This is a genomic window from Pseudomonas sp. Mb7 (genome assembly GCF_054790525.1).
In genome coordinates, this window is the sequence record NZ_CP186501.1 from 3,497,143 (window position 1) to 3,519,586 (window position 22,444).

Below are 22,444 nucleotides of genomic sequence, written 5' to 3' on the forward strand. Positions count from 1 at the left end.
CGGCCGTGGCTGACGCGCTCAGATCCGACGGCTGTTTATTCACTGCGTTGTTCAGATTTGCAGGCCCACCCGCATCAGCCAGGTTTCAGGCTCGTGCTGCAGACCGTTCGGCGTGTTGAGGGCGCGTTGGTAGTCGACGTCCACTTGCAGGTTCTTCCAGCCCAGATTCAGGCCGACACTGGCACCACTCAGGCGTTGCCCCTGAGCACCGTGATCGGCCTTGATCCAGCCGTGGTCGAGGCCCACCCGCGGGGTGATCTGCAGCGGCCACTCGCTGCGCAGCGGCAGGCGCAAGGTGTTGCGCCAGATCGCGCCGCTGGCGCCGGAGGCACTGCTGACCCGATAGCCGCGCACCGCCGAGTCGTCGGTGCCGAGCAGCTGTTCGATGGCTGGCAACGGGTCCGGGCTGTATTGCACGTTGAACTGGCTCTGCCATTGCCATGCCTGCGCGCCAAGCTGACCATTGCGCCACTGACTGAGGCCGGCGCGGTATTTGCGAAACTGCGCCCTGGGCAGGTTGTTGATCTGATGTTGTGAGTCATCGTCGGCGCCAAACCAGTGCAGGCCTTGGGCGTAATTGACGTCAAGGTTCCACACCGCGCGGTCGAGCCAGAACAGATTGAGCCCGGCTTCGGCGACGGTCAGAGTCGGGCTTTGAATACCGAGGCGAACGTCTTGCAAGTAGCTGTCGACATCCTTGTGCGCCAGTTGCAGGTTGGCGCTGAGCTGACGACTCTGGTCGCGCCACAACACACGGTCGGCGCGCAGGCTGACCTGATCGGTGATGCCAGTGCTGTGAAAGGTCACGCTCGGCAGTTTGAACGGCGCACGATATTCGGCGTGGCTCGCGAACACGCTGTAGGTCCAGTAGCCGTAGGGGATCGCGTAATACAGGCTGGCATTGCGGCTGTAGCGGTCACCCTGATTGAGGGTGTCGCTGGCGCTGAGACTTAACAAGTCGTTGAGTTGCAGTGGGCTGTCGAGGCTCAGGCTGACGGTGTCGCGATCACGTCCAGTGCTGGCGCTGCCGAGGTTGTCGAACCCCGCGTTCAAGGCCCAGCGCGAATGCGCGGCGGTGCGCGACCGCAGGATGATCCGCGAGGCGCCGGGCTGGCTGCCGGGGGCGATGTCGGCGGTGAGATCGATCGAGCGCAGGCGATTGAGTTGATCGAGGCCCTGCTCCAGATCGCGCAGATTCAGCGGCTCGCCGAGCATGTTTGGAAACGCGCCCCCGAGCGACACCGGCTGGCTCTGATCGGCCAGTTCGATGGACTCGATGTAACCTTCGTCAATGCGGATATCCAGCGACTGCCCCGCTGCCGGTGCACTGACCAAATACGGGCGGCTGGCGATATAGCCCTTGTCGACGTAGATCGCGGTGATGGTCGCCAGCAGATGATTGATCTGGCCGACGCCCATGCACGGCGCCAGCAGCGGTTTGATCTGCGCGTTGAGTTTGTCGCTGTCGATCAGCGTGACGCCGCCGATGCGCGCACCGCTCAACGGCCAGCAACGTTCATCGGCGGTGACGGTTGGCGGGATGGCCGGGGTGACCGGCGCCGGGCCGAACGCGCCGCGTTCCAGTTGCCGCTTTCTTTGCTCAAGTTGCAGTTGTTGCAGATCGCGCTGCTGCTGTTGCTGCTGGCGCAGCACTTCCTGGCCCGGCGCGACAGGTTCGGCAGCTTCAATCGAGGAGGCACAGACACTCAACACAAAGGCCGACAGCAGCGGGCAAAGCGGGGAACCACGGCGAAAAACAGCGCGAAACGGAAACGGCACGCAACTTCCTTGCGATCATCAAATGGCGTAATGCCATGTCATCAATGATCGTGATAGTCGGAGCCATCCCACACAAAAGCAAGACGCTTCCTACAGCGCTTACATTTCTTAAACAATTGCTTTGCCTGGCTTTATTGTCAGCAGCAAGGCCACGGCGCTGCACGTTATCAGGGTTTCCCCGAGGGCCTGAAACCAGCCGGCGAGCATCAGCCCCGCGCCGATCAGCAGGTAATACATCAAGCCCAACAACGCCCCGGCAGTGCCCAATCGATCAGCGTAATCGGCCAGGGCCGAACCGAGAATGTTCGGGATCGCCAGGCCAAACGCCAACACCACCAGCAGCATCGGCAGCACGAACGCGACACTGCCCTGCAGCGACCACACGCCCACACCACCAAGCAAGGCGATGCCAGCCGCGAGGCGAATCAACTGCAATGCCTTGAACCCGACCGTCAATAAGCGCCGGTTCAGCCATGCGCCAAAACCTGAGCCCAGCGCGAGGATCACGCCGCTGTAACCGAAAGCGCTGGCACTGACGCCCAACCGCTGAAACATGAACGGAGCGAGGCTGTAATAACTGAACAACGCCACGTTGAACGAGGCGATCCACAGCGCCGAGCGCCAGATTCCTGGGTCATGCAACATGCGCCCGAGGGTTTCGAACAAACCGACATGGCCGGTTGGCGCTGTCCGGGTTTCCGCCAGGGTGTACCAGCTCCACAGCCACAACAGCGTTGCCAGCAACAGCAACGCGCCAAGCACACCGCGATAACCGAAAACCTGAACCAGACTGGCGCCGCTGAACAAGCCGAGCGCCGGGCTGGCCGCCAGCGCGATGCCCACCAAGGAAAACACCTGCGCCAGTTCGGCGCCTTTAAAGCGGTCGCGCAACACGGTCTGCGTGACCACCGAACCCACCGCCGCACCGAAGGCCGCCAACATCTGCGCCAGTAACAAGCCGTTGAAACTGCCGACCCGCAGGCCTAAAAGCGTGGCAATCGCATAGATTGCCAGGCCTGCGAGCATCGCCGGGCGCCGACCGATGCGATCACATAAACGCCCCCACACCACCACTCCGACGGCAAACGCGAGGAAATACACCGACAACGTCTGCGCGGCGGCTTGCGGGCCAACGTTAAACACCCGCCCGATATCACCGAGCGCCGGGCTGTACAGGGTTTGCGCGATCTGCGGAAACATCAGCAACGCAATCGCCCGCCACAGAAAATGTCTGTTGTTCATTCTTCATCACTCCTCGCATAAACCGCCGAGGAGTTTAAGAATCGGTGAGTGACGTATTATCCGAACCCTGCCAACTAATCGCTGAAATCGGACAACCCATGGCCTGGCTTGATGCCCACGCAACGTTTGACGCAGATCGCTTTCAGGCACCGGTGATTGGCATAGCCTCGACTTTGAGCGATCACGACTCCGGCTTGCACCGCCATCAACGCGGACAACTGCTGTACACGCGCCAAGGCTGCACGCGAATTACCCTGGCGCAGCAACTGTGCCTGCTGCCGCCGTCGCGGGCGGCGTGGATTCCACCGGGTGTTAGCCATCGCGCGGTGATGCAACAGAGCGTCGACTACCGCTCGATCTACTTGATCCCCGAGCTGTGCAGCGCATTGCCGCAGCAGGTCTGCGTGATTGAAGTCAGCCCGTTGTTGCGTGCGGTGCTGGAACCGATGGCGCTGGCGGATTTCGCCAGCGATTGGCAGCAGGGCAAACTCTCCCACCTGCTCGGCCTGTGTCTGAGCGAAATCGCTGAAGCGGCGCAGCAACCGATGCTGCTGCCGTTACCTCAGGACAAGCGCCTGGCACCACTGTTGAAAACGCCTGAACGTCTGCCTCCAGAGTTGCAAGTACTGGAGCAGCAGGTCGGCGCCAGCAGCCGCACCATCGGGCGAATCTTCCAGCGCGAAACCGGCATGAGTTATCAGCAATGGCGCCAGCAGTGGCGCTTGATGCGCGCGATGGAATTGCTCGCCACCGGGCGCAGCCTGAGTTACTGCGCGTTCGAATCGGGTTTTGCCAGCGACAGCGCTTTCATCGCCTTCTTCAAAACCATGACCGGCAGCACACCGGGCCACTGGCTCAAGTGAACAACTGACGATTGGCACCAGAAATAATTTGCCACTAAATATTACCTACGTCATATTACAGCCGTAATAACGATCCGCTTACGCAGGTAATCCGCCATGACCAGCATGCCCACCCTCGAACCTGTTGTGGTAAAGACCAAGCCGCCCCTGCTTAAACGCGTTTTGCTTCCGGGCGCAGGATTGCTCGCGCTGATCTTCGCCGGGGTCTACGCCGTGCACTGGTGGGGCACAGGGCGTTTTCTTGAAGAAACCGACGATGCCTATATTGGTGGCGACGTCACGGTGATCGGCCCGAAAGTCGCCGGTTACATCGACGAAGTGCTGGTCAGCGACAATCAGCACGTGAAGGCCGGCGATGTGCTGATCCGCCTCGACGCCCGCGACTATCGCGCCAACCTCGCCAAGGCCGAAGGCGCCGTTGCCGCCGAAGAAGCACTGCTGGCCAACCTCGACGCCACCGAACAACTGCAACAAGCGGTGATCGGTCAGGCCCGCGCCGGCATCGACGCCGCTGGCGCAGAAACCGCACGCTCGCGGGATGACAACGCGCGCTACAAACGCCTGGTGACGACCAATGCGGTGTCGGTGGAAAGCGCACAACGCGCCGACGCGACCTTCAAAACAGCGCAAGCCCTCAGTGCCCGCGCCCAGGCCGAACTGCTCGCCGCGCAACGCCAACTGGCGGTGATCGACACCCAGAAACTACAGGCCCGCGCCGCCCTTCAACAAGCCCGGGCCGAACGTGATCTGGCGCAACTGAACCTCGGCTACACCGAACTGCGCGCACCGTTCGATGGGGTGATCGGCAATCGCCGCGCACGGGTTGGCGCCTATGCGCAGGCCGGTTCACAGCAGTTGTCAGTGGTGCCGGCCAGCGGCTTGTGGGTCGATGCCAACTTCAAGGAAGACCAATTGGCGCGGATGAAACCCGGGCAGCGCGTAAGCATCCGTGCCGACGTGCTCTCCGGCCAGGAATTCCACGGTCGCCTCGACAGCCTCGCCCCCGCGACCGGCTCGCAGTTCAGCGTGCTGCCGCCGGAAAACGCCACCGGCAACTTCACCAAAATCGTCCAGCGGGTGCCGGTACGGATCCTCCTCGACCCGGCTGACGGCGTGCTCGGTCACTTGCGTCCGGGCCTCTCGGTAACGGCAGAAGTCGACACCCGTGCGCAACCGGAAACCAGCGCCGTGGCCGTCGCGCCATGAGCACCACCCTCACCGCCCCGGCGCAGCCATTCAACGCGGCGGACATGGCGACCGCGACCAAGGTATTCGCCTTCGCGACCATGTGCATCGGCATGTTCATTGCGCTGCTGGATATCCAGATCGTCTCGGCGTCGCTGCGCGATATCGGCGGTGGGCTGTCCGCCGGTACCGATGAAACCGCGTGGGTGCAGACCAGTTACCTGATCGCCGAAATCATCGTGATTCCGCTGTCGGGCTGGCTGTCGCGCGTGTTCTCCACGCGCTGGTTGTTCTGCGCTTCGGCGGTCGGCTTCACCCTCGCCAGCCTGCTCTGCGGCATCGCCTGGAACATCCAGAGCATGATTGCTTTTCGGGCGCTGCAAGGTTTTCTCGGCGGCTCGATGATTCCGCTGGTGTTCACCACGGCGTTCTTTTTCTTCACCGGCAAACAGCGGGTGATCGCTGCGGCAACCATCGGCGCCGTTGCGTCATTGGCACCGACCTTGGGACCGGTAATCGGTGGCTGGATCACTGATATTTCTTCGTGGCACTGGTTGTTCTACATCAACCTGGTGCCGGGGATTTTCGTCGCTGTAGCGGTACCGATGCTGGTGAAAATCGACCAGCCGGAATTGTCCCTGCTCAAAGGCGCGGACCACCTGAGCATGGTGTTCCTCGCGCTGTTTCTCGGCTGCCTGGAATACACCCTCGAAGAAGGCCCGCGCTGGAACTGGTTCAGCGACCAGACCATTCTGACCACGGCGTGGATCAGCGGCCTCGCGGGATTGGCCTTCATCGGCCGGACCTTGCACGTGGCCAATCCGATCGTTGATCTGCGCGCCTTGAAGGATCGCAATTTCGCCCTCGGCTGCTTCTTTTCGTTTGTCACCGGCATCGGCCTGTTCGCGACGATTTACCTGACGCCGCTGTTCCTCGGCCGGGTACGCGGCTACAGCGCGCTGGACATTGGTCTAGCGGTTTTCTCCACTGGCGTGTTCCAGATCATGGCGATTCCGCTGTATGCCTTTCTGGCCAATCGCATGGACCTGCGCTGGATCATGATGATCGGTCTGGGTTTGTTCGCGGTGTCGATGTGGGAGTTCAGCCCGATCACCCACGACTGGGGTGCGGGGCAATTGATGCTGCCGCAAGCGTTGCGCGGGATCGCCCAGCAACTGGCGGTGCCGCCAGCGGTGACGTTGACTTTGGGTGGGTTGGCTCCCGCACGGTTGAAGCATGCTTCGGGTCTGTTCAACCTGATGCGCAATCTGGGCGGGGCGATTGGTATTGCGGCGTGCGCGACCATTCTCAATGACCGCACCAACCTGCACTTCACGCGGTTGGCCGAACACTTGAACAGCAGCAATGAAGCGATGAATCAGTGGCTGACGCAGGTCGGCGGCAACCTCGCGAGTCTGGGCCAGAGCGGCGACGTCGGTGTCACCGCCAGCCTGCGCCAGTTGTGGCTGCTGACCTACCGCGAGGCGCAGACGCAAACCTACGGCGACACCTTTCTGATGATCGGCATGTGCTTCGTTATCGCCACGGCGATGGTGCCCTTGATGCGCAAGGTGAAGCCACCGGCGGCGCCGAGTGCGGATGGGCATTGATCCAGCTTTCTGAAGTTTCCCCGGCCCCTGTAGGAGCTGCCGAAGGCTGCGATCTTTTGATCTTGTCTTTTAAAAGCAAAGTCGAAAGATCGCAGCCTTCGGCAGCTCCTACAGAGGATTGTGGGCAGCTTAAGCCTGTGGGATTTTGCGGAAGCCCACCGCCAGACGATTCCAACTGTTGATGGTGCTGATTGCCACGGTCAGGTCGACCATTTCTTTCGGCGTGAATTGCGCTGCAACCACGTCGTAATCTTCGTCCGGTGCGTGGGTCAGGCTCAGTTGGGTCAGCGATTCGGTCCACAGCAGCGCGGCACGTTCGCGGTCGCTGAAGAACGGCGCTTCACGCCAAGCGGTGACCGCGAACAAACGGCGCGGGGTTTCGCCGCCCTTGATCGCATCGGTGGTATGCATATCGATGCAGAACGCGCAGCCGTTGATTTGCGAAGCGCGCAGCTTGACCAACTCGATCAGGGTCTTTTCCAGCGGCAGTTTGGACACCGCCGTTTCCAAAGCCATCATCGCTTTCAAGGCGTCTGGGGAAGCGGTGTAGAAATCGGCACGAGGTTGCATGGTAGCTCCGGGTAGCAAGTGAATGTGTGGCTACGTTAGCCCTCACACCCGGTTCGACAAATAGCCAATATTGCCGAAGATCAGGAGGCCACTCGGTTTCGCTGCTGACCACTCGTCAGCCACCCGGCACCAAGGGTTCTGCGCGTCAGACCAATATCAGGTACAGACCCTTTATGGAGACGGATCATGATCACGCGCAAACTCACTTCGTTATTACTCGCCGGGTTGCTGGCCACGGCATCGACCGCGAGCTTCGCCGTCAACGACGGCGCTGACGCTACCGGCACCAAATCCGGCGGACCGACCAGCACCACCACGCCGCCAGACAACACGCCGGGCGCGCCTTCCGGTGGTAGCGGTTCTTCGGGTATGGGATCCGGGACTGGCACCAATGGTGGCGCGAGCGGTTCGGGCTCGGGGGCTGGCGGCGGCACAGGTTCGGCCGGCGGCGGCACTGGCGGTGCGGGCGGTGGCACTGGCGGCTGAACGAACAAGAGCCATCCGTGGTGAAACACATCCTCGGTTTCTAGGGGGGTTCACCTAATCCTGGCTCAATGAAATTCTCTGTGGGAGCTGGCTTGCCAGCGATAGCGTCCGCACAGTCGACATCTTCCTTGACTGACCGACCGCCATCGCTGGCAAGCCAGCTCCCACAGGTTTTTGTGTTGGTTTGCAGATCAGCGGTCCGAGCGCATCAATTCGGCCAGGCCGCTATCCAGCGATAACACCGCTGCGCGATTGCGCCCGGCATTTTTCGCCTGATACAGCGCCGCATCGGCGCGTTGGATAAACACTTCCAGGCTGTCATTGCCGCTCGGGATAAATGAATAGCAGCCCAGACTCACCGTCAGATAACCGGTCGGCGAGCCGCTATGGGTGATGTGCTTGTCGATCACGCTGCGCCGAATCTGCCCGGCAATTGCTAGCGCGCCGTTGATGTCGGTGTCCGGCAACAGCACCGCAAACTCCTCGCCACCGTAACGTACTGCCAGATCGGATTTGCGCTGACAGCACGCCCGCAGCACCTGAGCAACCTGGGTCAGACAATGATCCCCGGCGACGTGGCCATAGGCGTCGTTGTAGCGTTTGAAGAAATCGATATCGAGCATGATCAGGCTGACCGGACTGACCTGCCGCGCGCCCCGGGCAAATTCGATCTCCAGCGAACGCTCGAACAAACGTCGATTGGCCAATCCGGTCAGGCTGTCGTGGGTCGCAATCTGCTCCAGTGCGCGCTGGGCCTTGCGCAGGTTTTTTTCGATCCGTTCGCCGTCGCGCACTTGGTGAATGAACACCCAGCCAAACAGGCCGACGCCGAGAATTACCAGCGCGACAATCACACTCGACTGGAACGCACGCTCGTACCAGCCCTTGAGAATCGTGTCGCGCGAGGTCGCAGACGACACCACCAACGGATACGCCGACAAGCGTCGATAACCGTACAAACGCACAACACCATCGACCACCGAATTGATCATCGCCGTGCCGGCCGCCGCCTCGGGCAGCAACGTGCGATAAATCCGTCCTTGCGCCAGCGACGTGCCGATCAGGCTCTCATCAAACGGTCGGCGGGCAAGCAAAGTGCCGTCGCTCAAGCCAAGAAACATGATGCCTTGGTCATCGAGGCTGAAGCTTTCGAAGAAGCGGTCGAAGTACGACATCTTGATCCCGGCCAGCAACACACCCTGAAAATTGCCGGCGTGATCATTGACGCGTTTGGAAATCGGGATGATCCACTCGCCGTTCTCGCGGCTGCGAATCGCCGGGCCGATGTGCGCCAGCGTCGAAGCGTTCTGTTGGTGGAATTTGAAATACTCGCGGTCCGCCACGCCATTGCCACGGGGCAGATCAGTAAACGAGGTAATCACCCACTGCCCATCACGATCGAACAGGAACATGCCGTGCAACTGATCGAGTTGCTGCACGCGCCGGGCGAAGGTTCTCTGCAGACGCGGCTTCTGCGCGGCGCCGTAACCGTCCTCCTGAATCCAGTCGACCAGGCTGGTCATCACCAGATCGGCAGCCAGGAAGGTGTCCTCGGCCTGCTGGGCCATCGCCCGGGTCAGGTTGCTCGACGCGACTTTTGCCACCGCCAGATCCTGGCGTCGCGACTGCTCCAGTTGCAGGTACAGCAAACCGGACAGGCACAACCCCACCGCAACGATAAACAGCACAGCCGCTTTGCGTAGCGGCAGGCGTTTAAGGGTGCCTCCGGGGGCCTGATGTGGATCGTGAATGGGGATAGGCAAAAGCAAGTCCTGGGCAGGTACGACAAGGGCGCCAGCAGGGAAACCCTTATGTTTGTGAGCGTAGCCCACCGGAATCTACGGGGCAAACGCCCCGCTCCCGCCCAGGTATATCGGCGCGCAGCGAATTTGGATGATCGCTGTTCGCAGATTTATTTTCGATGCCTCTTTAGGGTTAGTCAGTTATGAAGGGCCAGGCGCCGCATCGCACTGTGCAGATGCGCCCGCGCACTTTGCGCATCGCCCTCACGCATCTGCTCATAAGCCCGCTGTGCAATGGCGTGGGGCACCGGTTTCAGCTCCCGTTGCGTGGCCATCGCCAGCAGCTGCACCTGCGCGGCGCGCTCCAGGTAATAGAGGTCGTCCCAGGCTTCGGCGATGGTCGGCGCGGCAACGATCACACCGTGGTTTTTCAGGAACAGAATGTCAGCATCGCCCATGACACTGGCGATGCGGTCGCCTTCTGACGCGTCCAGCGCCAGACCGTTGTAATCCTCGTCTACCGCCGTGCGCCCATAGAACTTCAGCGCGGTCTGCCCCAGCCACAAAAGCGGCGGCCCTTGCAGCAGGCACAACGCCGTGGCGTGAGGCATGTGGGTGTGGAACGCGACTTTCACTCGCGGCAGTTGTTTGTGCAGGCGCGCGTGGATATAGAACGTCGTGGCTTCCGGATGGCCTTCGCCTTCAACCACATTGCCGTCGAAGTCGCAAACCAGCAGATTCTGCGCGGTGACTTCGGCGAAGGCATAGCCATAGGGATTGACCAGAAACAGATCGTCATGCCCCGGCACCATCGCCGAAAAGTGATTGCAGATGCCCTCCTCCAGGCCATGCAACGCGGCCAATTGAAAGCATGCCGCCAGCTCGGTGCGTGCGGTGATGATCGCTTCTGTGTCGAGGTTCAGCGCTGTCAAACGTGCAGCCTGCGCACTGGCGGCCAGGGTGTGAGCCATGACGTTTCTCCGTTACCAACCGAGGGATTTGAACAGCGGCAACACTTGATCGAGGCGGTTGAGGATGGCGTCGGGACGATAGTCCGGCAGCAATTGGCGACCGGTGCCGCGATCGATCCATACACAACGAAAACCCATGTCCCGCGCCGCCGTGTGGTCGAGCATGGGGCTCGCGCAGATGTGCACCACCGCTGCGCGGCTGACGCCCAATTGCTCATGAGCGTAGTCGAACAGCCGTGGCGCCGGCTTGTAGGCACCGGCCTGTTGCGCGGTGATCACCCGGTCGATGTAGCCGCCGAGTTGCGCGACGTTGCCGGCAATGATGTCGTCGTCGGTGTTGGAGACGATGCACAGTTTGAAACCCATGGTTTTCAATTCACGCAGGGTCTCGATCACCTCGGCAAACGGCGGCATTTTCGGGATCGCGGCGGCCAGACGCTGGCTGTCTTCGGGCAGGCTCGGCAGGCCCAATTCTTCCAGGGCCATTTGCAGGCCAAGGGTGCTGAGTTCACGGAACGAACGGTGCGGCGGGGTTTGTTCGAGGCGATGTTCGTGGCGGTCATAGACGTCGATCAGCTGCCCGACATCGATCTGATGCTCGCCCTTCTCGCTGAGAATTTCCCCGACGACGGCTTTGAGGCCTTCGTCCCATTGAATCAACGTGCCGTAGCAATCGAAGGTCAGCCATTGCGGGCGCGGTGTGTGAGTCAGTGTCATTGGTCGAGTCCTCCGGGGTAAGGACTTCAGCTTAAGAGCGCTCGGTGATAGTGTGAAATTAAATAAATAGCCAATCGTCAGTTGAATAACCACTATCGAGAGCACTGCCATGCTGGATCTGGAACTGCTGAAAACCTTTGTCTGCGTGGTCGACGAAGGCAGCTTCACCCGCGCCGCCGATCGCGTGCACCGCACCCAATCGACGGTCAGCCAGCAGGTGCGCAAACTCGAAGAGCTGGTCGGCCACGCTTTGCTGCTGCGCGACCGTACCGGGCTGAATGTCGCCGTCACCGAGCACGGCGAACTGCTGATCCACTATGCCCGCCGTTTGCTGGCGCTGTCCGCTGAAGCCAGCGAGGCGCTGGCCAGCGACCTCGACCTGGAAATCCTGCGTATCGGCATGCCGGAAGACTTCGACGCGCGGCGCATGGCGCTGATCCTTGCCGGCTTCACCCGCAGCCATCCGCAAGCACGGCTGGAAACCCTCAGCGGCATGAGCCTCGATCTGCGCCAGCGCCTCGATGCCGGCGACATCGACATCGCCCTGATCAAACGCGAACCCGACAGCGGCCCGGCGTGGGCGACCTGGCCGGAGCGGCTGGTGTGGGTCAAAGGTGCGGAGTTTGATTCGTCCACTGGCGTGTTGCCGTTGGCGTTGTTTCCGCAGGGCTGCCTGTATCGGCAGCGCGCCATTCGTTTGCTCGATGTTGCCCAGCGCCCTTGGCGGGTGGCGTTCGGCAGCCACAGCCTGACCGGGATTCAAGCGGCAGTGGCCTCAGGGTTGGGGGTGTCAGTGCTGCCAGTGTCGGCGGTGTTGCCTGAGCATCAGGTGTGTACGGATCTGCCGGAACTGGCGTCGACGGAGTTGGCGTTGGTTAGTCGGGACGGTGTGTTGAGCGGGTTGCAGCGCGGTCTGGTGGAGTTTTTGCGTGGGGAGTTGGGGGTGGATGCGGGGGGATTTGCCTGAAATCCACCCGTTTTTATCATTGGGGTTTGTTGATTTCCCGTAGGAGGTCCGCGACGGGAATGTTCATGGTGTTTGAGTAGTAGGGTTTGTAGCCGTAGGCGGTGACGACGACTTTGCAGGGGATTTGTTGTTTGTTGGAGAGGAGTTGGTTCAGTTCTGCCGCTGACAGATCCCTCTCCGTACTTCGGTTGCTGGAGGTTTCAGTGATAAATGTACTGGTCGAAAAGGAGAATTTGGAGTTGCCGTTTTCGCGCACATCAGAATCTACCAGCCCCACTGCAGAAAACTGAATAGCTTTGCCAACCGAAAAATCGTGGTCATCCGCTAACGCGCATCTCAATGTCCCCGAAGCCATCCCTTGCCTTTCGCCTCGGCCAAACAGGTTCAAAACATCCACATCGGATTGATATTTGATGACATATAAAAGGGGACTCGACCTATCTACGGACACATAACTCAAATTTGCCGGAGGCTGTAAATGGTCCTTTGCACATCCCGAACAGACAGCGAGAACCACGCAAAGGAAAAACCTGAACATCACGAAAACTCCTTCATGATTGAGTCAAACAGCAAGTCACTTGCAGACTTACCATCAGCGATTGGGGCGTTTAGCAATCCCAGAGCGTTAGCATGATTCGTGTCGACATTTACGTTAAGTGACGGTCCGCAGGAGATAATCCATTTTTCCCCGAAGTCCGCGACTCCGTCTGATGGGTCTCTCTTGGAAGGTGTTGCCTTGATATTGATCCAATCAACCGAAACTGGCGCGGGACGTTCGCGATAAATGTCTGAGCCCAGCCAAACCAGAGCCCCTTCACCCACAGGATCCAGGGTGATCAGCATCTGAACCCTGTAACCCCAATCCGACATTATTCTGGACAGGTGCGCACCATTCCAGCCGCCGAGGCTATGGCCCACGATATAGACGGGACAGCTTTTATACGGAATAAGGCTTAGCACGTGCCGTTGAATGTCCTGCTTTCCTCTGACTTCGTTGTAACCCAACCATTCCGATTTATATTTTCCTTCTCCCTTTAATGTCTCAGTGCGCCTATCAAATGCACGTCGTGCATCCTGGATGTTTTCATAAGGCCCAGAAAAATAATAACTGTCCTTATCTCCCGCACCTCCGATAAAAACCACAATCGCCTTGGTACTCTCCACCGGCACAGGCTTGTCACTGACATCCTTCTTGTCCGTCAGCGCATGTTCCTTGTGAAGCTTGTAATTGTTGCCCTTCGCGCACGTTATCGTTTCAGCAGCCATGCCTCACTCCTCCAAAAACAACTTGATGGTTTCAGGCAGGTGCGAGCTGACTTGGTGAGTAAATCCGTTGGCGTCAGACACCCCATGTTCCAGACGTCCGTCAGCGCGCTGAATCACGTAGGGATGATCAGGCATGGGCTCACCGGTCACGTCATTGACCAGTTTCAACCTGTCAGTGAAATGCACCGGCATCGGCAGCAAACCACTGAAGGGAGCCGACGTCACCGTGTCACCGATGATGACCGTGCCAGAACCGCCGATGACGACATTGCCGTGACCACCGGTGCTGTCCAGTGTCGCGGCGTTCCAACCATTGATGAACACCGTCGACGCAACAGCACCGGTAATCGGGCTGCCGCAGGCGGATTTGTCAGTCATCCGCGCAGCCGCCAAGCCGTCGAAATTCACATTCGGGGAGCCACTGACAATGGGATGGGTGCCATGTCCCGGCAATGGGCAGGCGGTTGGATCGGTGACGCGGGCGGCGGGTTTTCCGCTCATGAACAGCTCCTTGCAATGTAACGAGGTCATCCTTTCGGGGGCGCAAGCATGCGGGACTTCGCCGGGGGCTTCAAACCTTCAGACCAAAAAAGGCGCCCGATCGGGCGCCTTTTTGATACGTGGAAACCGCTCAGCTTAGCGCGCCGGCGGCACCCGAATATCCCCCGCGCGGCACTGGGTTTTCACACCCTTGCCACACGCACCGAACTGCAGATCCTTGCCCATGCACACGCGCACTTCCGACAGTTCCGGGCCGCTGCAAATGACCGCGATGCCATCCGCCGGAATCCCCGGGTTGGCCTTACGGAACAGGTCAGCGATTTCCTGCGCCTCGAAGTAATACGAGGAGCTGAACGGTTGCAGTTCCTGCGGGATTTTCACCGCGCCAACGGCTTTGTCCGATTCATCGAGATAACCCATTGCGCCGAGGCCGCTGCAAGTGCCGTGTTTGGACCATTCGTGGTCGAGCAGTTTTTTGGTCGGGAAAAGTGTCAGGCCTTTGCTGGTTTCCGCCGCATTCAAGGTGGTCAGCGGCGGGCAGGATTGCGGCCAGCCACCCTTGGCGTATTGCGGCCACAAACCGTGCAGCACGAACCCATAGCCCTTGCCCGTGCACTGTGAGTCGTCTTTGTGCGTCAAACAGAAGGTTGGCGACCAGGACAGCGCCAGCAGGTAGTAATCAAACACCCCCGCCACCGATTCTGCCTGGGCCTTGCTGGACTGTGATTGGCGCGCCGAACTCAAACCGATGCTACCGGCCGTCAGCGCAATCACCGCCAAAATTGTAAACAGCTTTTTCATATACCCACTCCTTTGGGACGCCTGCGTCCATGGTTTTCGATCCTGACCGACTTGGCCAGCGCTGATTTCGCCACGCTTGTGTTGCAAGCGCATGACGCAAGGCAAAGCCGTACGCCTTTGAAAGGTCTACGATTAACAGGCAGCCACCAAACCTAGGGAACCAAAATGAGTAAAGCAGACGAACTCGCCGCCAAACTCAAGCAAACCCGGCATACCCACGCGGATGCGGCACTGGAAATCGATTGCTGGCCTGCTCAGGTGTATGACTTGTACCACCGCATTGAGGCGTGGTTGCATCCCGTCACCGAAGTAGGACTGAGGATTCGGCGAAATCCTACGCATGTTTGCGAAACTTCACCGGATGGTGAGGCGCATGACTACGCAATTGATCAACTGGTGATCGAGGCCAATGATCGAAGCCTGACATTCGATCCCATTGCGCGGTTTACCGAAGATGGCGCCGGGCGGGTGCAGATTACCCTGCCGGAAAGAAACACTTATCTGTTGCGAACCGTCGATGAACACCACGAAAGCCACTGGTGGTTGCAAACCGTCGAAACCGGGCAGGAATTGGATGCCATCGCCCTGACCGAAAACAACTTGCTGCAGGTCGTGCAGGAAGGGCTTGGCCTCTAGGATCGACAGCCCCGGCAGACCTTCTATTAACCTCTTAGAGTTGTACTGATGACACGACTGATTCAAAACCAGCAACAACTCGCTCTATGGGCGCGCGAAGTCAAAGGTTCATTGGACATTGCCGTCGCCTTTTGGGGCGAACGCGCCATAACGGAACTGGGTCTGGATCAACGCCGTGGAGACGTCCGCATTCTCCTCGACTTGTCTGCAGGGGCGACCAACCCCGCAGTGGTCAGGCAACTGCTCCAACTGCATCCAGCGAACATTCGCAGCCTCCCTCGACTCCATGCCAAGGCTTACATTGGCGAAAACGAAATGATCGTGGGAAGCGCCAACGCGTCAGCCAATGGCTTGGGCATTGAAGGTCAAGCAGCCAATCACTGGATTGAACTCGGCATCCTGACGGACGATACCGTAGCGATACAGGACGCAAAACGCTGGTTCGCTGAACGCTGGTCTGAGTCGGATGCCATCGATGTCGACAGTGCCTACTTCAAACAAATCGAAGCGGCCTGGACAGCCCGGCAAAAATTCCGGCAGGCGCAAGACACACAGCCAGACTCGCTGATCGCGGCGGCCCTGAAAAACCCTGAAGCTTTCGGCTCGGAACGCTGGTTTGTCACTGTCGACATTCACGATATGTCCACCAAAGGCAAAAAGGCTCTGGCGCAGAAGTCGACGGAACAAGGGCAACCGGCATTTGGCTGGGAGAGCTGGAGCGATATCCCGCAGCATGCACACTTCATCAGCTTCTATCACGATGGCGAGCAGTTCTGCTTTGCAGAAGAGGACGGCGCCAATGAGCCAGTCTTCTACTCGGCTACCGGGCAAGCCGAGTTCATGCAGTATGTGAGCGCCAGTCATATCCCAGGCTACAAAAACAACCTGGGAGCGCTGCACGAATGGCTACCGCTGTTACACAAAGCCAAAGCGAGCACTGCCAACTGGAAGTCCGAGGGTGGAATGTGCATGGATCTCGGGACGTTTGCCGCGTTAAACCTGTCAAAACTGTAATCCCCGCCTCAGCCAACTGAAAGCTGGCGCTGGTTAGCCTCCCCGTCATGAGTTAAACGGGGATTTCCAGCGCATGCCTTCCAACCCATCACGACGCACCTTCGTCAAAGGCCTCGCCGCCAGCAGCCTGCTCGGTGGCCTGGGCCTGTGGCGCACGCCGGTCTGGGCGCTCAATGCGCCCGGTCAACTGCATGAACTGAGCGGCAGCAACTTCGAGCTGTTCATCGGCGAAACCCCGGTCAACTTCACTGGCAGCCCACGCACGGCGATGACCATCAACGGCAGCCTGCCCGGCCCTTTGCTGCGCTGGCGCGAAGGCGACACCGTGACGCTGCGGGTGCGCAACCGGCTCAGCGCCAGCACCTCGATTCACTGGCACGGCATTCTGCTGCCGGCGAACATGGACGGCGTGCCGGGCCTGAGCTTTCACGGCATCGAACCGGGTGGCGTGTACGTCTATCAATTCAAGGTGCGGCAGAACGGCACCTACTGGTATCACAGCCATTCCGGGTTGCAGGAACAGGCCGGCGTCTACGGCCCGCTGGTGATCGACGCCAAAGACCCTGAGCCGTTCCACTACGACCGCGAGTTCGTGCTGATGCTTAGCGACTGGACCGACGAAGATCCGGCCAGTCTGCTGAAAACCCTGAAAAAACAATCCGACTACTACAACTTCCACAAGCGCACCGTCGGCGATTTCATCGAGGACGTCAGCGAAAAAGGCTGGGGCGCCACCGTGGCCGATCGCAAGATGTGGGCAGAAATGAACATGAATCCCACCGACATTGCCGACGTCAGTGGCGCCACCTACACCTTCCTCATGAATGGCCACGCGCCAGATAACAACTGGACCGGCCTGTTTCGCCCCGGGGAAAAACTGCGTCTGCGCCTGATCAACGGCTCGGCGATGACCTACTTCGACGTGCGCATTCCCGGACTGAAAATGACCGTAGTCGCGGCGGACGGCTTGCACGTCAAACCGATCAGCGTCGATGAACTGCGCATCGCCGTGGCCGAGACTTACGACGTCATCGTCGAGCCGGACGCCGAGGCATACACCCTGTTTGCCCAGGCCATGGATCGCAGCGGTTATGCCCGTGGCACGCTCGCCACTCGCGCCGGGTTATCTGCGCCCGTACCGGGTCTGGACCCGCGCCCACTGGTGACCATGGACGACATGGGCATGGGCGGCATGGATCACGGCTCGATGGACATGAGCACCATGGATCACTCGGCGATGGGCCCGATGCAATCCCATCCTGACAGCGAAAAAAACAATCCTCTGGTCGACATGCAAGCCATGACCACCGCGCCCAAACTCAACGACCCCGGCCTCGGCCTGCGCAACAACGGCCGTCGCGTGCTGACCTACGCCGACCTGCGCAGCACCTTCGAAGACCCGGATGGCCGCGACCCGAGCCGCACAATCGAACTGCACCTGACCGGGCACATGGAGAAATTCGCCTGGTCGTTCAACGGCATCAAGTTCTCCGACGCCAAGCCCTTGCGGCTGAAGTACGGCCAACGCATCCGCCTGGTGCTGGTCAACGACACGATGATGACCCACCCGATTCACCTGCACGGCATGTGGAGCGATCTGGAAGACGAAAACGGCGACTTCCAGGTACGCAAACACACCATCGACATGCCGCCCGGCACGCGCCGCAGTTATCGAGTGACCGCCGACGCACTTGGCCGCTGGGCCTATCACTGTCACCTGCTGTACCACATGGAAACGGGCATGTTCCGCGAAGTGCGGGTGGAAGCATGAAGGGGCCGCTGATGACTCGACTCACCGCGTTTTCTTTGCTGCTGGTCGGCAGCTCGGCGATGGCCGCCGGCGACATGCCGGGCATGGATCACAGCCAGATGTCCGGCATGGATCATTCCGCGATGCAAAGCATGGACGACGGCAGGATGCAGCCCGCCGCCCCGACGGAAAGTCGCACGCCGATCCCGCAGTTGACCGACGCCGACCGCGCCGCCGTATTTACCAGCCCCGGCGGCCATAAAATCCACGACAGCGCGATCAACACGTACTTCCTCGCCGACAAACTCGAATGGCAGGACGTCGATGACGGCAGCGCGTTGGCCTGGGATCTGTCCGGCTGGATCGGTGGCGACATTGATCGTCTGTGGCTGCGCTCCGAAGGCGAGCGCAGCAACGGCAAGACCGAAGACGCAGAGATTCAAGCACTCTGGGGCCATGCGATTTCGCCGTGGTGGGACGTGGTCAGCGGCGTGCGTCAGGACTTCAAACCCGGCGCGCCGCAGACTTGGGCTGCATTCGGTGTGCAGGGCATGGCGCTGTACAACTTCGAAGCCGAGGCCACCGCGTTTGTCGGTGAAGGTGGCCAGAGCGCGCTGCGGTTCGAGGGTGACTACGACATTCTGCTGACCAACCGCCTGATCCTGCAGCCCACCGCCGAAGTCAACGTCTACGGCAAGAACGATGCGCAACGGGGTATCGGTTCCGGGCTTGCCAACACTGAAGCCGGCCTGCGTTTGCGTTATGAAATCCGCCGCGAATTTGCGCCGTACATCGGCGTGACGTGGAACCGCACCTACGGCAACACCGCCGATTACGCCCGCGAAGAAGGCGAGAAGCGCAGCGAAGCGCGCCTCGTGCTTGGCGTGCGGATGTGGTTCTGAATTCCCATTAAAAAACACTCCAGAGGTCTTGCATGCGCACCTTGAAAATCACCCTTGTACTCGCCAGCGGCTTGCTCCTCAGCAGCCTCGCTCAAGCCCACCCGAAACTGCTCTCGTCGACTCCCGCCGAAGGTGCCGACGGCGCCGCGCCCGGCAAGATCGAACTGCATTTTTCCGAGAACCTGCTGACAAAATTCTCCGGCGCCAAACTGGTCATGACCGAAATGCCCGGCATGGCCCATTCGCCGATGCCAATGAAAGCCAAAGTCAGCGCCGGCAGCGATCCGAAAAGCATGCTGATCACCCCGCTCGCGCCGCTGCCCGCCGGCACCTACCAAGTCCAATGGCGCGCAGTGTCTTCCGATACGCACCCGATCACCGGCAACGTCACGTTCAAAGTGAAGTGAGCAATGGCTGAACTGATCAACATCGTGCTGCGGTTTGCGTTGTATGTGGATTTGCTGCTGTTGTTCGGGCTGGCGTTGTTTGCGCTGTACAGTGCTGGGACGCTGCTGCGGTTTCGGCCGATGCTGCGCGGGATGGCATTGATCGGGGCGTTGTTGTCAGTGGCAGGATTGGTGCTGATGACCCGCGCCATGAGTGGCGAAACAGCGCTCGCGGCGCTGTGGCCACATCTGCAAATGATGCTGCTGGAAACCGATGTCGGGCTGGCGTGGGCAGTGCGGATTATCGCGCTGATCGTGGTGTTGATCAGGCCGGGCGCGTGGCTCGCATCGATGGCTGGCGCCATCGCCCTCGCCTCTTTGGCCTGGAGCGGACACGGGGCGATGGACGAAGGAATACTGCGGTTCTGGCATTTTCTCAGCGACATTCTGCACCTGCTCGCGGCGGGCGCGTGGCTGGGTGCGATGCTGGCGCTGGTGTTGATGGCGCGGGGGTCGGTCGATGAAGCTCGCATTCGTTCGCTGGCGTTTGCGGTTCGGCGTTTTGAGTGGATCGGTGCAGTGATTGTGCTGACGCTGTCGATTACCGGCGTGGTGAATTACCTGTTCATCGTCGGTGCGAGACTGGACGAAATCTTGCTCGGCACTTACGGGATGCTGCTCGCGATCAAGGTTTTACTGTTTGCCGGGATGTTGGTGTTGGCGGCGTTGAACCGCTTTCATCTTGGTCCGGCGTTGGCGCAAGCGTTGCGCAATGGACAATATGTCATCGCGGCAAATGCGCTAAAACGCAGCGTTGTCGTTGAACTGGCAATCGCATTGCTGATCGTGGCGCTGGTGGCGTGGCTAGGCACGTTAAGCCCGGAAGCAGGGTGACACCCGGGAAAGCCTTTCACTACACTGGGCCACCGTCCTTCTCAGAAGCCCCGATCGCAATGACAACACTAAAAAGCACGATGATCCTCTGCGGCCTGCTGACCGTGGCCGCCGGCGCCCACGCCGAACCAAGCGCTTCGCACCTCGACAGCATCCAGCAACAAGGCCAGTTGCGCGTCTGCACCACCGGCGACTACAAGCCCTACACTTTCAAACGCACCGACGGCGACTTCGAAGGCATCGACATCGCCATGGCCCGCTCGCTGGCCGACAGCCTCGGGGTCAAAGTTCAATGGGTGCAAACCACCTGGAAAACCCTGATGCCGGACATGCAGGCCGGTAAATGCGACATCGGCATGGGCGGCATTTCGGTGACACTGGAACGGCAGAAAAAAGCCTACTTCAGCAATACCCTCGACACCGACGGCAAGATCCCGCTGGTGCGCTGCGCCGATGTCAGCAAGTATCAGACGATCGAGCAGATCAACCAGCCCAATGTGCGTCTGGTCGAACCTGCCGGCGGCACCAACGAAGCCTTCGTCCATGCCTTCCTGCCCAAAGCGCAACTGGCCCTGCACGACAACGTGACGATCTTCCAGCAACTGCTCGACAACCAGGCCGACGTAATGATCACCGACGCCTCGGAAGCGCTGTATCAGCAGAAACTCAAACCGGGGTTGTGCGCGGTGAATCCGCATCAGTACATGCAATATGGCGAGAAGGCCTATCTGCTGCCGCGCGATGACATCAGCTGGAAACTGTATGTCGATCAGTGGCTGCACTTGAGCAAAGTCACCGGCAAATATCAGCAAACGCTAAGCGAATGGATTGCCGTACCGGCCGCGCAGTAATCCTTAATCGTCATGCAGCATGCCGGAGCTGTACTGATTGAGACTGCTGCCAATACTGTTGCCGCCAAACTTCAACGTATTGGCGTTGCGCCCCTCCGGCGACTGACAGTCGCTGGAGAAACAACGGGTGGTGGTCAAACCACCCGCGCCGGAACAGGCACTCAATACCGATACTGCAGCAGCAATCAACAGCACTCTGACGACATTAAGGCGCATGGCACGATTCCCCTCGGGATGAACAGCGACGATCTTGTCTGAACATCCTAGGCCTGCGCCGCACCCGGCAAGATGAAACTTTGCTCATCGCCAGGGAGATTACCAACGCTGAATGGCTCAACAAACGTCCGGCGCTGAGCCAAGTTATCGAGCGGATCAGTGCGAGCTGAAAGCGATCAGCTCTTCAGCCACGCACTCGTCGGGATCTGCGCCAATGATTTGAAGGCAGGCCTGGCGAACCAGTAACCCTGCATCAAGTAAATACCGCAATCGGCGAGAAAATCTCGTTCCTCGGCATCTTCTATGCCCTCGGCGACCACCTCCACGCCCAACTCTCTACACATGTTCACCACGTTACGCACGATGGTCTGGCGCACCCGGTCACGGTGAATATTGCGGATCAACGCCATATCCAGCTTGATCAGATCCGGTTGAAAATCCGCCAACAAGTTAAGGCCGGAATAGCCTGCGCCAAAGTCGTCGATCGCCGTCTTGAAACCAAACTCGCGATACTCACGCAAGATAGTCATCAAATGCTTGTTGCTTTCAACGTGCTCGCCTTCTACTGCTTCGAAGATCAGCCGCTCCAGCGGAAAGCCGTAAGTGCGCGCCGCTTCCAGCGTGCTGCGAATACACATCTCTGGACGGTAAACGGCATTCGGCAAAAAATTGATCGACAGGTACTGCGTCATCCCTAACTCAGCCGCCGTGGAAATCGCCCGCACACGACACAGTTGATCGAATCGATAACGGTTTTGATCGTCCACCTGCTCCAGGACAGACAAGGCACCTTCACCCTTCACGCCTCGAACCAACGCTTCGTGGGCAAACGTCGTTTGATCGCGCAGATCCACAATGGGCTGAAAGGCGAAGGCAAAATCCATGTCCGACATGCCTTTGCTCTTACAGCCCTGGCAGCCTCCGGCAGACGCGAATGATGTTGGAAAGTCGGTCATGACACCCTCTGATAACGGGTTGTAACCTTCCATGGCGGTTAATAAACAGCCGCAGGACTGAGTCATCTGCAAACCAGGCGACAACTGCAGCCCGACGGCGCCTGAATATTTGAAGGCGCCGCGTGCTCTACATACAAAT

Annotated in this window: 24 protein-coding genes; 12 read left to right on the forward strand and 12 right to left on the reverse strand. The window is 59.7% G+C overall.

Annotation, left to right across the window (positions count from 1 at the left end; genetic code table 11):
* Positions 1–51: 51 nt before the first annotated feature.
* Together ACOYXH_RS15660 and ACOYXH_RS15665 are read right to left on the reverse strand one after the other, a co-directional pair.
* Positions 52–1,779, reverse strand: coding sequence for a ShlB/FhaC/HecB family hemolysin secretion/activation protein (locus tag ACOYXH_RS15660; RefSeq protein WP_414926325.1), 1,728 nt, complete (start codon positions 1,777–1,779; stop codon positions 52–54).
* 108 nt (positions 1,780–1,887) lie between these two features.
* Positions 1,888–3,021 (reverse strand): MFS transporter, encoded by a 1,134-nt coding sequence (locus ACOYXH_RS15665; protein WP_460409778.1) that lies wholly within the window; start codon positions 3,019–3,021, stop codon positions 1,888–1,890.
* A gap of 98 nt (positions 3,022–3,119) precedes the next feature.
* Between ACOYXH_RS15665 and ACOYXH_RS15670 the strand changes: the two genes are divergently transcribed.
* The 3 genes from ACOYXH_RS15670 (at position 3,120) to ACOYXH_RS15680 (ending at position 6,679) form a co-directional block, all read left to right on the forward strand.
* A complete protein-coding gene (locus ACOYXH_RS15670; protein ID WP_095050562.1) occupies positions 3,120–3,884 on the forward strand; it encodes an AraC family transcriptional regulator in 765 nt (254 codons plus the stop codon).
* A 96-nt stretch (positions 3,885–3,980) separates the two neighbouring features.
* Positions 3,981–5,090, forward strand: a complete 1,110-nt coding sequence (locus tag ACOYXH_RS15675) for an HlyD family secretion protein (protein ID WP_460409779.1) — start codon at positions 3,981–3,983, stop codon at positions 5,088–5,090.
* Positions 5,087–6,679, forward strand: a complete 1,593-nt coding sequence (locus ACOYXH_RS15680; RefSeq protein ID WP_460409780.1) for a DHA2 family efflux MFS transporter permease subunit — start codon at positions 5,087–5,089, stop codon at positions 6,677–6,679. The genes ACOYXH_RS15675 and ACOYXH_RS15680 overlap by 4 nt, the downstream gene beginning before the upstream one ends.
* Before the next feature lie 129 nt (positions 6,680–6,808).
* Here the strand turns inward: ACOYXH_RS15680 and ACOYXH_RS15685 are convergent, their stop codons facing one another.
* Positions 6,809–7,249, reverse strand: a complete 441-nt coding sequence (locus ACOYXH_RS15685; RefSeq protein WP_095124401.1) for a carboxymuconolactone decarboxylase family protein — start codon at positions 7,247–7,249, stop codon at positions 6,809–6,811.
* 186 nt (positions 7,250–7,435) lie between these two features.
* Between ACOYXH_RS15685 and ACOYXH_RS15690 the strand changes: the two genes are divergently transcribed.
* Positions 7,436–7,735, forward strand: a complete 300-nt coding sequence (locus ACOYXH_RS15690; protein WP_093433811.1) for a hypothetical protein — start codon at positions 7,436–7,438, stop codon at positions 7,733–7,735.
* A 191-nt stretch (positions 7,736–7,926) separates the two neighbouring features.
* On the opposite strand, the gene ACOYXH_RS15695 is transcribed toward ACOYXH_RS15690, so the two are convergent.
* The 3 genes from ACOYXH_RS15695 to ACOYXH_RS15705 all read right to left on the reverse strand — a co-directional run bounded on the left by ACOYXH_RS15695 (position 7,927) and on the right by ACOYXH_RS15705 (position 11,165).
* A complete protein-coding gene (locus ACOYXH_RS15695; RefSeq protein WP_093433809.1) occupies positions 7,927–9,498 on the reverse strand; it encodes a sensor domain-containing diguanylate cyclase in 1,572 nt (523 codons plus the stop codon).
* 176 nt (positions 9,499–9,674) lie between these two features.
* Positions 9,675–10,448: an aldolase gene (locus tag ACOYXH_RS15700; RefSeq protein WP_460409781.1), complete on the reverse strand. Its 774-nt coding sequence runs from the start codon at positions 10,446–10,448 to the stop codon at positions 9,675–9,677.
* 12 nt (positions 10,449–10,460) lie between these two features.
* Positions 10,461–11,165: a haloacid dehalogenase type II gene (locus tag ACOYXH_RS15705; protein WP_449123658.1), complete on the reverse strand. Its 705-nt coding sequence runs from the start codon at positions 11,163–11,165 to the stop codon at positions 10,461–10,463.
* 109 nt (positions 11,166–11,274) lie between these two features.
* Here ACOYXH_RS15705 and ACOYXH_RS15710 point away from each other — a divergent pair, with 109 nt between their 5' ends.
* A complete protein-coding gene (locus ACOYXH_RS15710) occupies positions 11,275–12,132 on the forward strand; it encodes a LysR substrate-binding domain-containing protein (RefSeq protein WP_095124397.1) in 858 nt (285 codons plus the stop codon).
* Positions 12,133–12,148: 16 nt separating this feature from the next.
* Here the strand turns inward: ACOYXH_RS15710 and ACOYXH_RS15715 are convergent, their stop codons facing one another.
* From ACOYXH_RS15715 to ACOYXH_RS15730, 4 genes are all read right to left on the reverse strand, one after another.
* On the reverse strand, positions 12,149–12,670 hold the full coding sequence (locus ACOYXH_RS15715; RefSeq protein ID WP_095050555.1) for a hypothetical protein: 522 nt from the start codon (positions 12,668–12,670) through the stop codon (positions 12,149–12,151).
* The gene (locus ACOYXH_RS15720) at positions 12,670–13,398 is read right to left on the reverse strand and encodes an alpha/beta hydrolase (RefSeq protein WP_460409782.1); all 729 of its coding nucleotides are present in this window, start codon (positions 13,396–13,398) and stop codon (positions 12,670–12,672) included. The genes ACOYXH_RS15715 and ACOYXH_RS15720 overlap by 1 nt, the downstream gene beginning before the upstream one ends.
* 3 nt (positions 13,399–13,401) lie before the next feature.
* The gene (locus ACOYXH_RS15725) at positions 13,402–13,899 is read right to left on the reverse strand and encodes a PAAR domain-containing protein (protein ID WP_460409783.1); all 498 of its coding nucleotides are present in this window, start codon (positions 13,897–13,899) and stop codon (positions 13,402–13,404) included.
* 135 nt (positions 13,900–14,034) lie between these two features.
* On the reverse strand, positions 14,035–14,700 hold the full coding sequence (locus ACOYXH_RS15730; RefSeq protein WP_095050552.1) for a ribonuclease T2: 666 nt from the start codon (positions 14,698–14,700) through the stop codon (positions 14,035–14,037).
* 165 nt (positions 14,701–14,865) lie between these two features.
* Here ACOYXH_RS15730 and ACOYXH_RS15735 point away from each other — a divergent pair, with 165 nt between their 5' ends.
* From ACOYXH_RS15735 to ACOYXH_RS15765, 7 genes are all read left to right on the forward strand, one after another.
* Positions 14,866–15,336, forward strand: coding sequence for a hypothetical protein (locus ACOYXH_RS15735; protein ID WP_460409784.1), 471 nt, complete (start codon positions 14,866–14,868; stop codon positions 15,334–15,336).
* Between the two features lie 48 nt (positions 15,337–15,384).
* The gene (locus tag ACOYXH_RS15740; RefSeq protein ID WP_460409785.1) at positions 15,385–16,350 is read left to right on the forward strand and encodes a phospholipase D family protein; all 966 of its coding nucleotides are present in this window, start codon (positions 15,385–15,387) and stop codon (positions 16,348–16,350) included.
* 73 nt (positions 16,351–16,423) lie between these two features.
* Entirely contained in the window at positions 16,424–18,121 is a 1,698-nt protein-coding gene (locus ACOYXH_RS15745) for a copper resistance system multicopper oxidase (protein ID WP_460409786.1), read from the forward strand.
* Between the two features lie 11 nt (positions 18,122–18,132).
* Positions 18,133–19,002 (forward strand): copper resistance protein B, encoded by an 870-nt coding sequence (locus tag ACOYXH_RS15750; protein ID WP_460409787.1) that lies wholly within the window; start codon positions 18,133–18,135, stop codon positions 19,000–19,002.
* A 32-nt stretch (positions 19,003–19,034) separates the two neighbouring features.
* Positions 19,035–19,409, forward strand: a complete 375-nt coding sequence (copC, locus tag ACOYXH_RS15755; protein WP_095124392.1) for a copper homeostasis periplasmic binding protein CopC — start codon at positions 19,035–19,037, stop codon at positions 19,407–19,409.
* A 3-nt stretch (positions 19,410–19,412) separates the two neighbouring features.
* Positions 19,413–20,282 carry a copper homeostasis membrane protein CopD gene (copD, locus tag ACOYXH_RS15760; protein WP_220556565.1) on the forward strand — a complete coding sequence of 290 codons (870 nt, stop codon included), beginning with the start codon at positions 19,413–19,415 and terminating at the stop codon, positions 20,280–20,282.
* A gap of 59 nt (positions 20,283–20,341) precedes the next feature.
* Positions 20,342–21,133 carry a transporter substrate-binding domain-containing protein gene (locus ACOYXH_RS15765; RefSeq protein WP_258708533.1) on the forward strand — a complete coding sequence of 264 codons (792 nt, stop codon included), beginning with the start codon at positions 20,342–20,344 and terminating at the stop codon, positions 21,131–21,133.
* 3 nt (positions 21,134–21,136) lie between these two features.
* On the opposite strand, the gene ACOYXH_RS15770 is transcribed toward ACOYXH_RS15765, so the two are convergent.
* Complete coding sequence (locus ACOYXH_RS15770; protein WP_134177023.1) at positions 21,137–21,349, reverse strand: hypothetical protein; 213 nt, start codon at positions 21,347–21,349, stop codon at positions 21,137–21,139.
* Between the two features lie 176 nt (positions 21,350–21,525).
* Entirely contained in the window at positions 21,526–22,305 is a 780-nt protein-coding gene (gene rimA / locus ACOYXH_RS15775; protein ID WP_460410879.1) for a S6 modification regulatory phosphodiesterase RimA, read from the reverse strand.
* Positions 22,306–22,444: the final 139 nt, after the last annotated feature.

What these genes read in the sequence shown, in the direction of transcription:
- ACOYXH_RS15710 (WP_095124397.1), top strand. Translation starts at nt 11,275, where the DNA reads ATGCTGGATCTGGAACTGCTGAAAACCTTTGTCTGCGTGGTCGACGAA.
- ACOYXH_RS15675 (WP_460409779.1), top strand. Translation starts at nt 3,981, where the DNA reads ATGACCAGCATGCCCACCCTCGAACCTGTTGTGGTAAAGACCAAGCCG.
- ACOYXH_RS15750 (WP_460409787.1), top strand. Translation starts at nt 18,133, where the DNA reads ATGACTCGACTCACCGCGTTTTCTTTGCTGCTGGTCGGCAGCTCGGCG.
- ACOYXH_RS15730 (WP_095050552.1), bottom strand. Translation starts at nt 14,700, where the DNA reads ATGAAAAAGCTGTTTACAATTTTGGCGGTGATTGCGCTGACGGCCGGT.
- rimA (WP_460410879.1), bottom strand. Translation starts at nt 22,305, where the DNA reads ATGACCGACTTTCCAACATCATTCGCGTCTGCCGGAGGCTGCCAGGGC.
- ACOYXH_RS15690 (WP_093433811.1), top strand. Translation starts at nt 7,436, where the DNA reads ATGATCACGCGCAAACTCACTTCGTTATTACTCGCCGGGTTGCTGGCC.
- ACOYXH_RS15725 (WP_460409783.1), bottom strand. Translation starts at nt 13,899, where the DNA reads ATGAGCGGAAAACCCGCCGCCCGCGTCACCGATCCAACCGCCTGCCCA.
- ACOYXH_RS15680 (WP_460409780.1), top strand. Translation starts at nt 5,087, where the DNA reads ATGAGCACCACCCTCACCGCCCCGGCGCAGCCATTCAACGCGGCGGAC.
- ACOYXH_RS15745 (WP_460409786.1), top strand. Translation starts at nt 16,424, where the DNA reads ATGCCTTCCAACCCATCACGACGCACCTTCGTCAAAGGCCTCGCCGCC.
- copD (WP_220556565.1), top strand. Translation starts at nt 19,413, where the DNA reads ATGGCTGAACTGATCAACATCGTGCTGCGGTTTGCGTTGTATGTGGAT.
- ACOYXH_RS15700 (WP_460409781.1), bottom strand. Translation starts at nt 10,448, where the DNA reads ATGGCTCACACCCTGGCCGCCAGTGCGCAGGCTGCACGTTTGACAGCG.
- ACOYXH_RS15685 (WP_095124401.1), bottom strand. Translation starts at nt 7,249, where the DNA reads ATGCAACCTCGTGCCGATTTCTACACCGCTTCCCCAGACGCCTTGAAA.
- ACOYXH_RS15740 (WP_460409785.1), top strand. Translation starts at nt 15,385, where the DNA reads ATGACACGACTGATTCAAAACCAGCAACAACTCGCTCTATGGGCGCGC.
- ACOYXH_RS15770 (WP_134177023.1), bottom strand. Translation starts at nt 21,349, where the DNA reads ATGCGCCTTAATGTCGTCAGAGTGCTGTTGATTGCTGCTGCAGTATCG.
- copC (WP_095124392.1), top strand. Translation starts at nt 19,035, where the DNA reads ATGCGCACCTTGAAAATCACCCTTGTACTCGCCAGCGGCTTGCTCCTC.
- ACOYXH_RS15705 (WP_449123658.1), bottom strand. Translation starts at nt 11,165, where the DNA reads ATGACACTGACTCACACACCGCGCCCGCAATGGCTGACCTTCGATTGC.
- ACOYXH_RS15665 (WP_460409778.1), bottom strand. Translation starts at nt 3,021, where the DNA reads ATGAACAACAGACATTTTCTGTGGCGGGCGATTGCGTTGCTGATGTTT.
- ACOYXH_RS15765 (WP_258708533.1), top strand. Translation starts at nt 20,342, where the DNA reads ATGACAACACTAAAAAGCACGATGATCCTCTGCGGCCTGCTGACCGTG.
- ACOYXH_RS15670 (WP_095050562.1), top strand. Translation starts at nt 3,120, where the DNA reads ATGGCCTGGCTTGATGCCCACGCAACGTTTGACGCAGATCGCTTTCAG.
- ACOYXH_RS15720 (WP_460409782.1), bottom strand. Translation starts at nt 13,398, where the DNA reads ATGGCTGCTGAAACGATAACGTGCGCGAAGGGCAACAATTACAAGCTT.
- ACOYXH_RS15715 (WP_095050555.1), bottom strand. Translation starts at nt 12,670, where the DNA reads ATGTTCAGGTTTTTCCTTTGCGTGGTTCTCGCTGTCTGTTCGGGATGT.
- ACOYXH_RS15735 (WP_460409784.1), top strand. Translation starts at nt 14,866, where the DNA reads ATGAGTAAAGCAGACGAACTCGCCGCCAAACTCAAGCAAACCCGGCAT.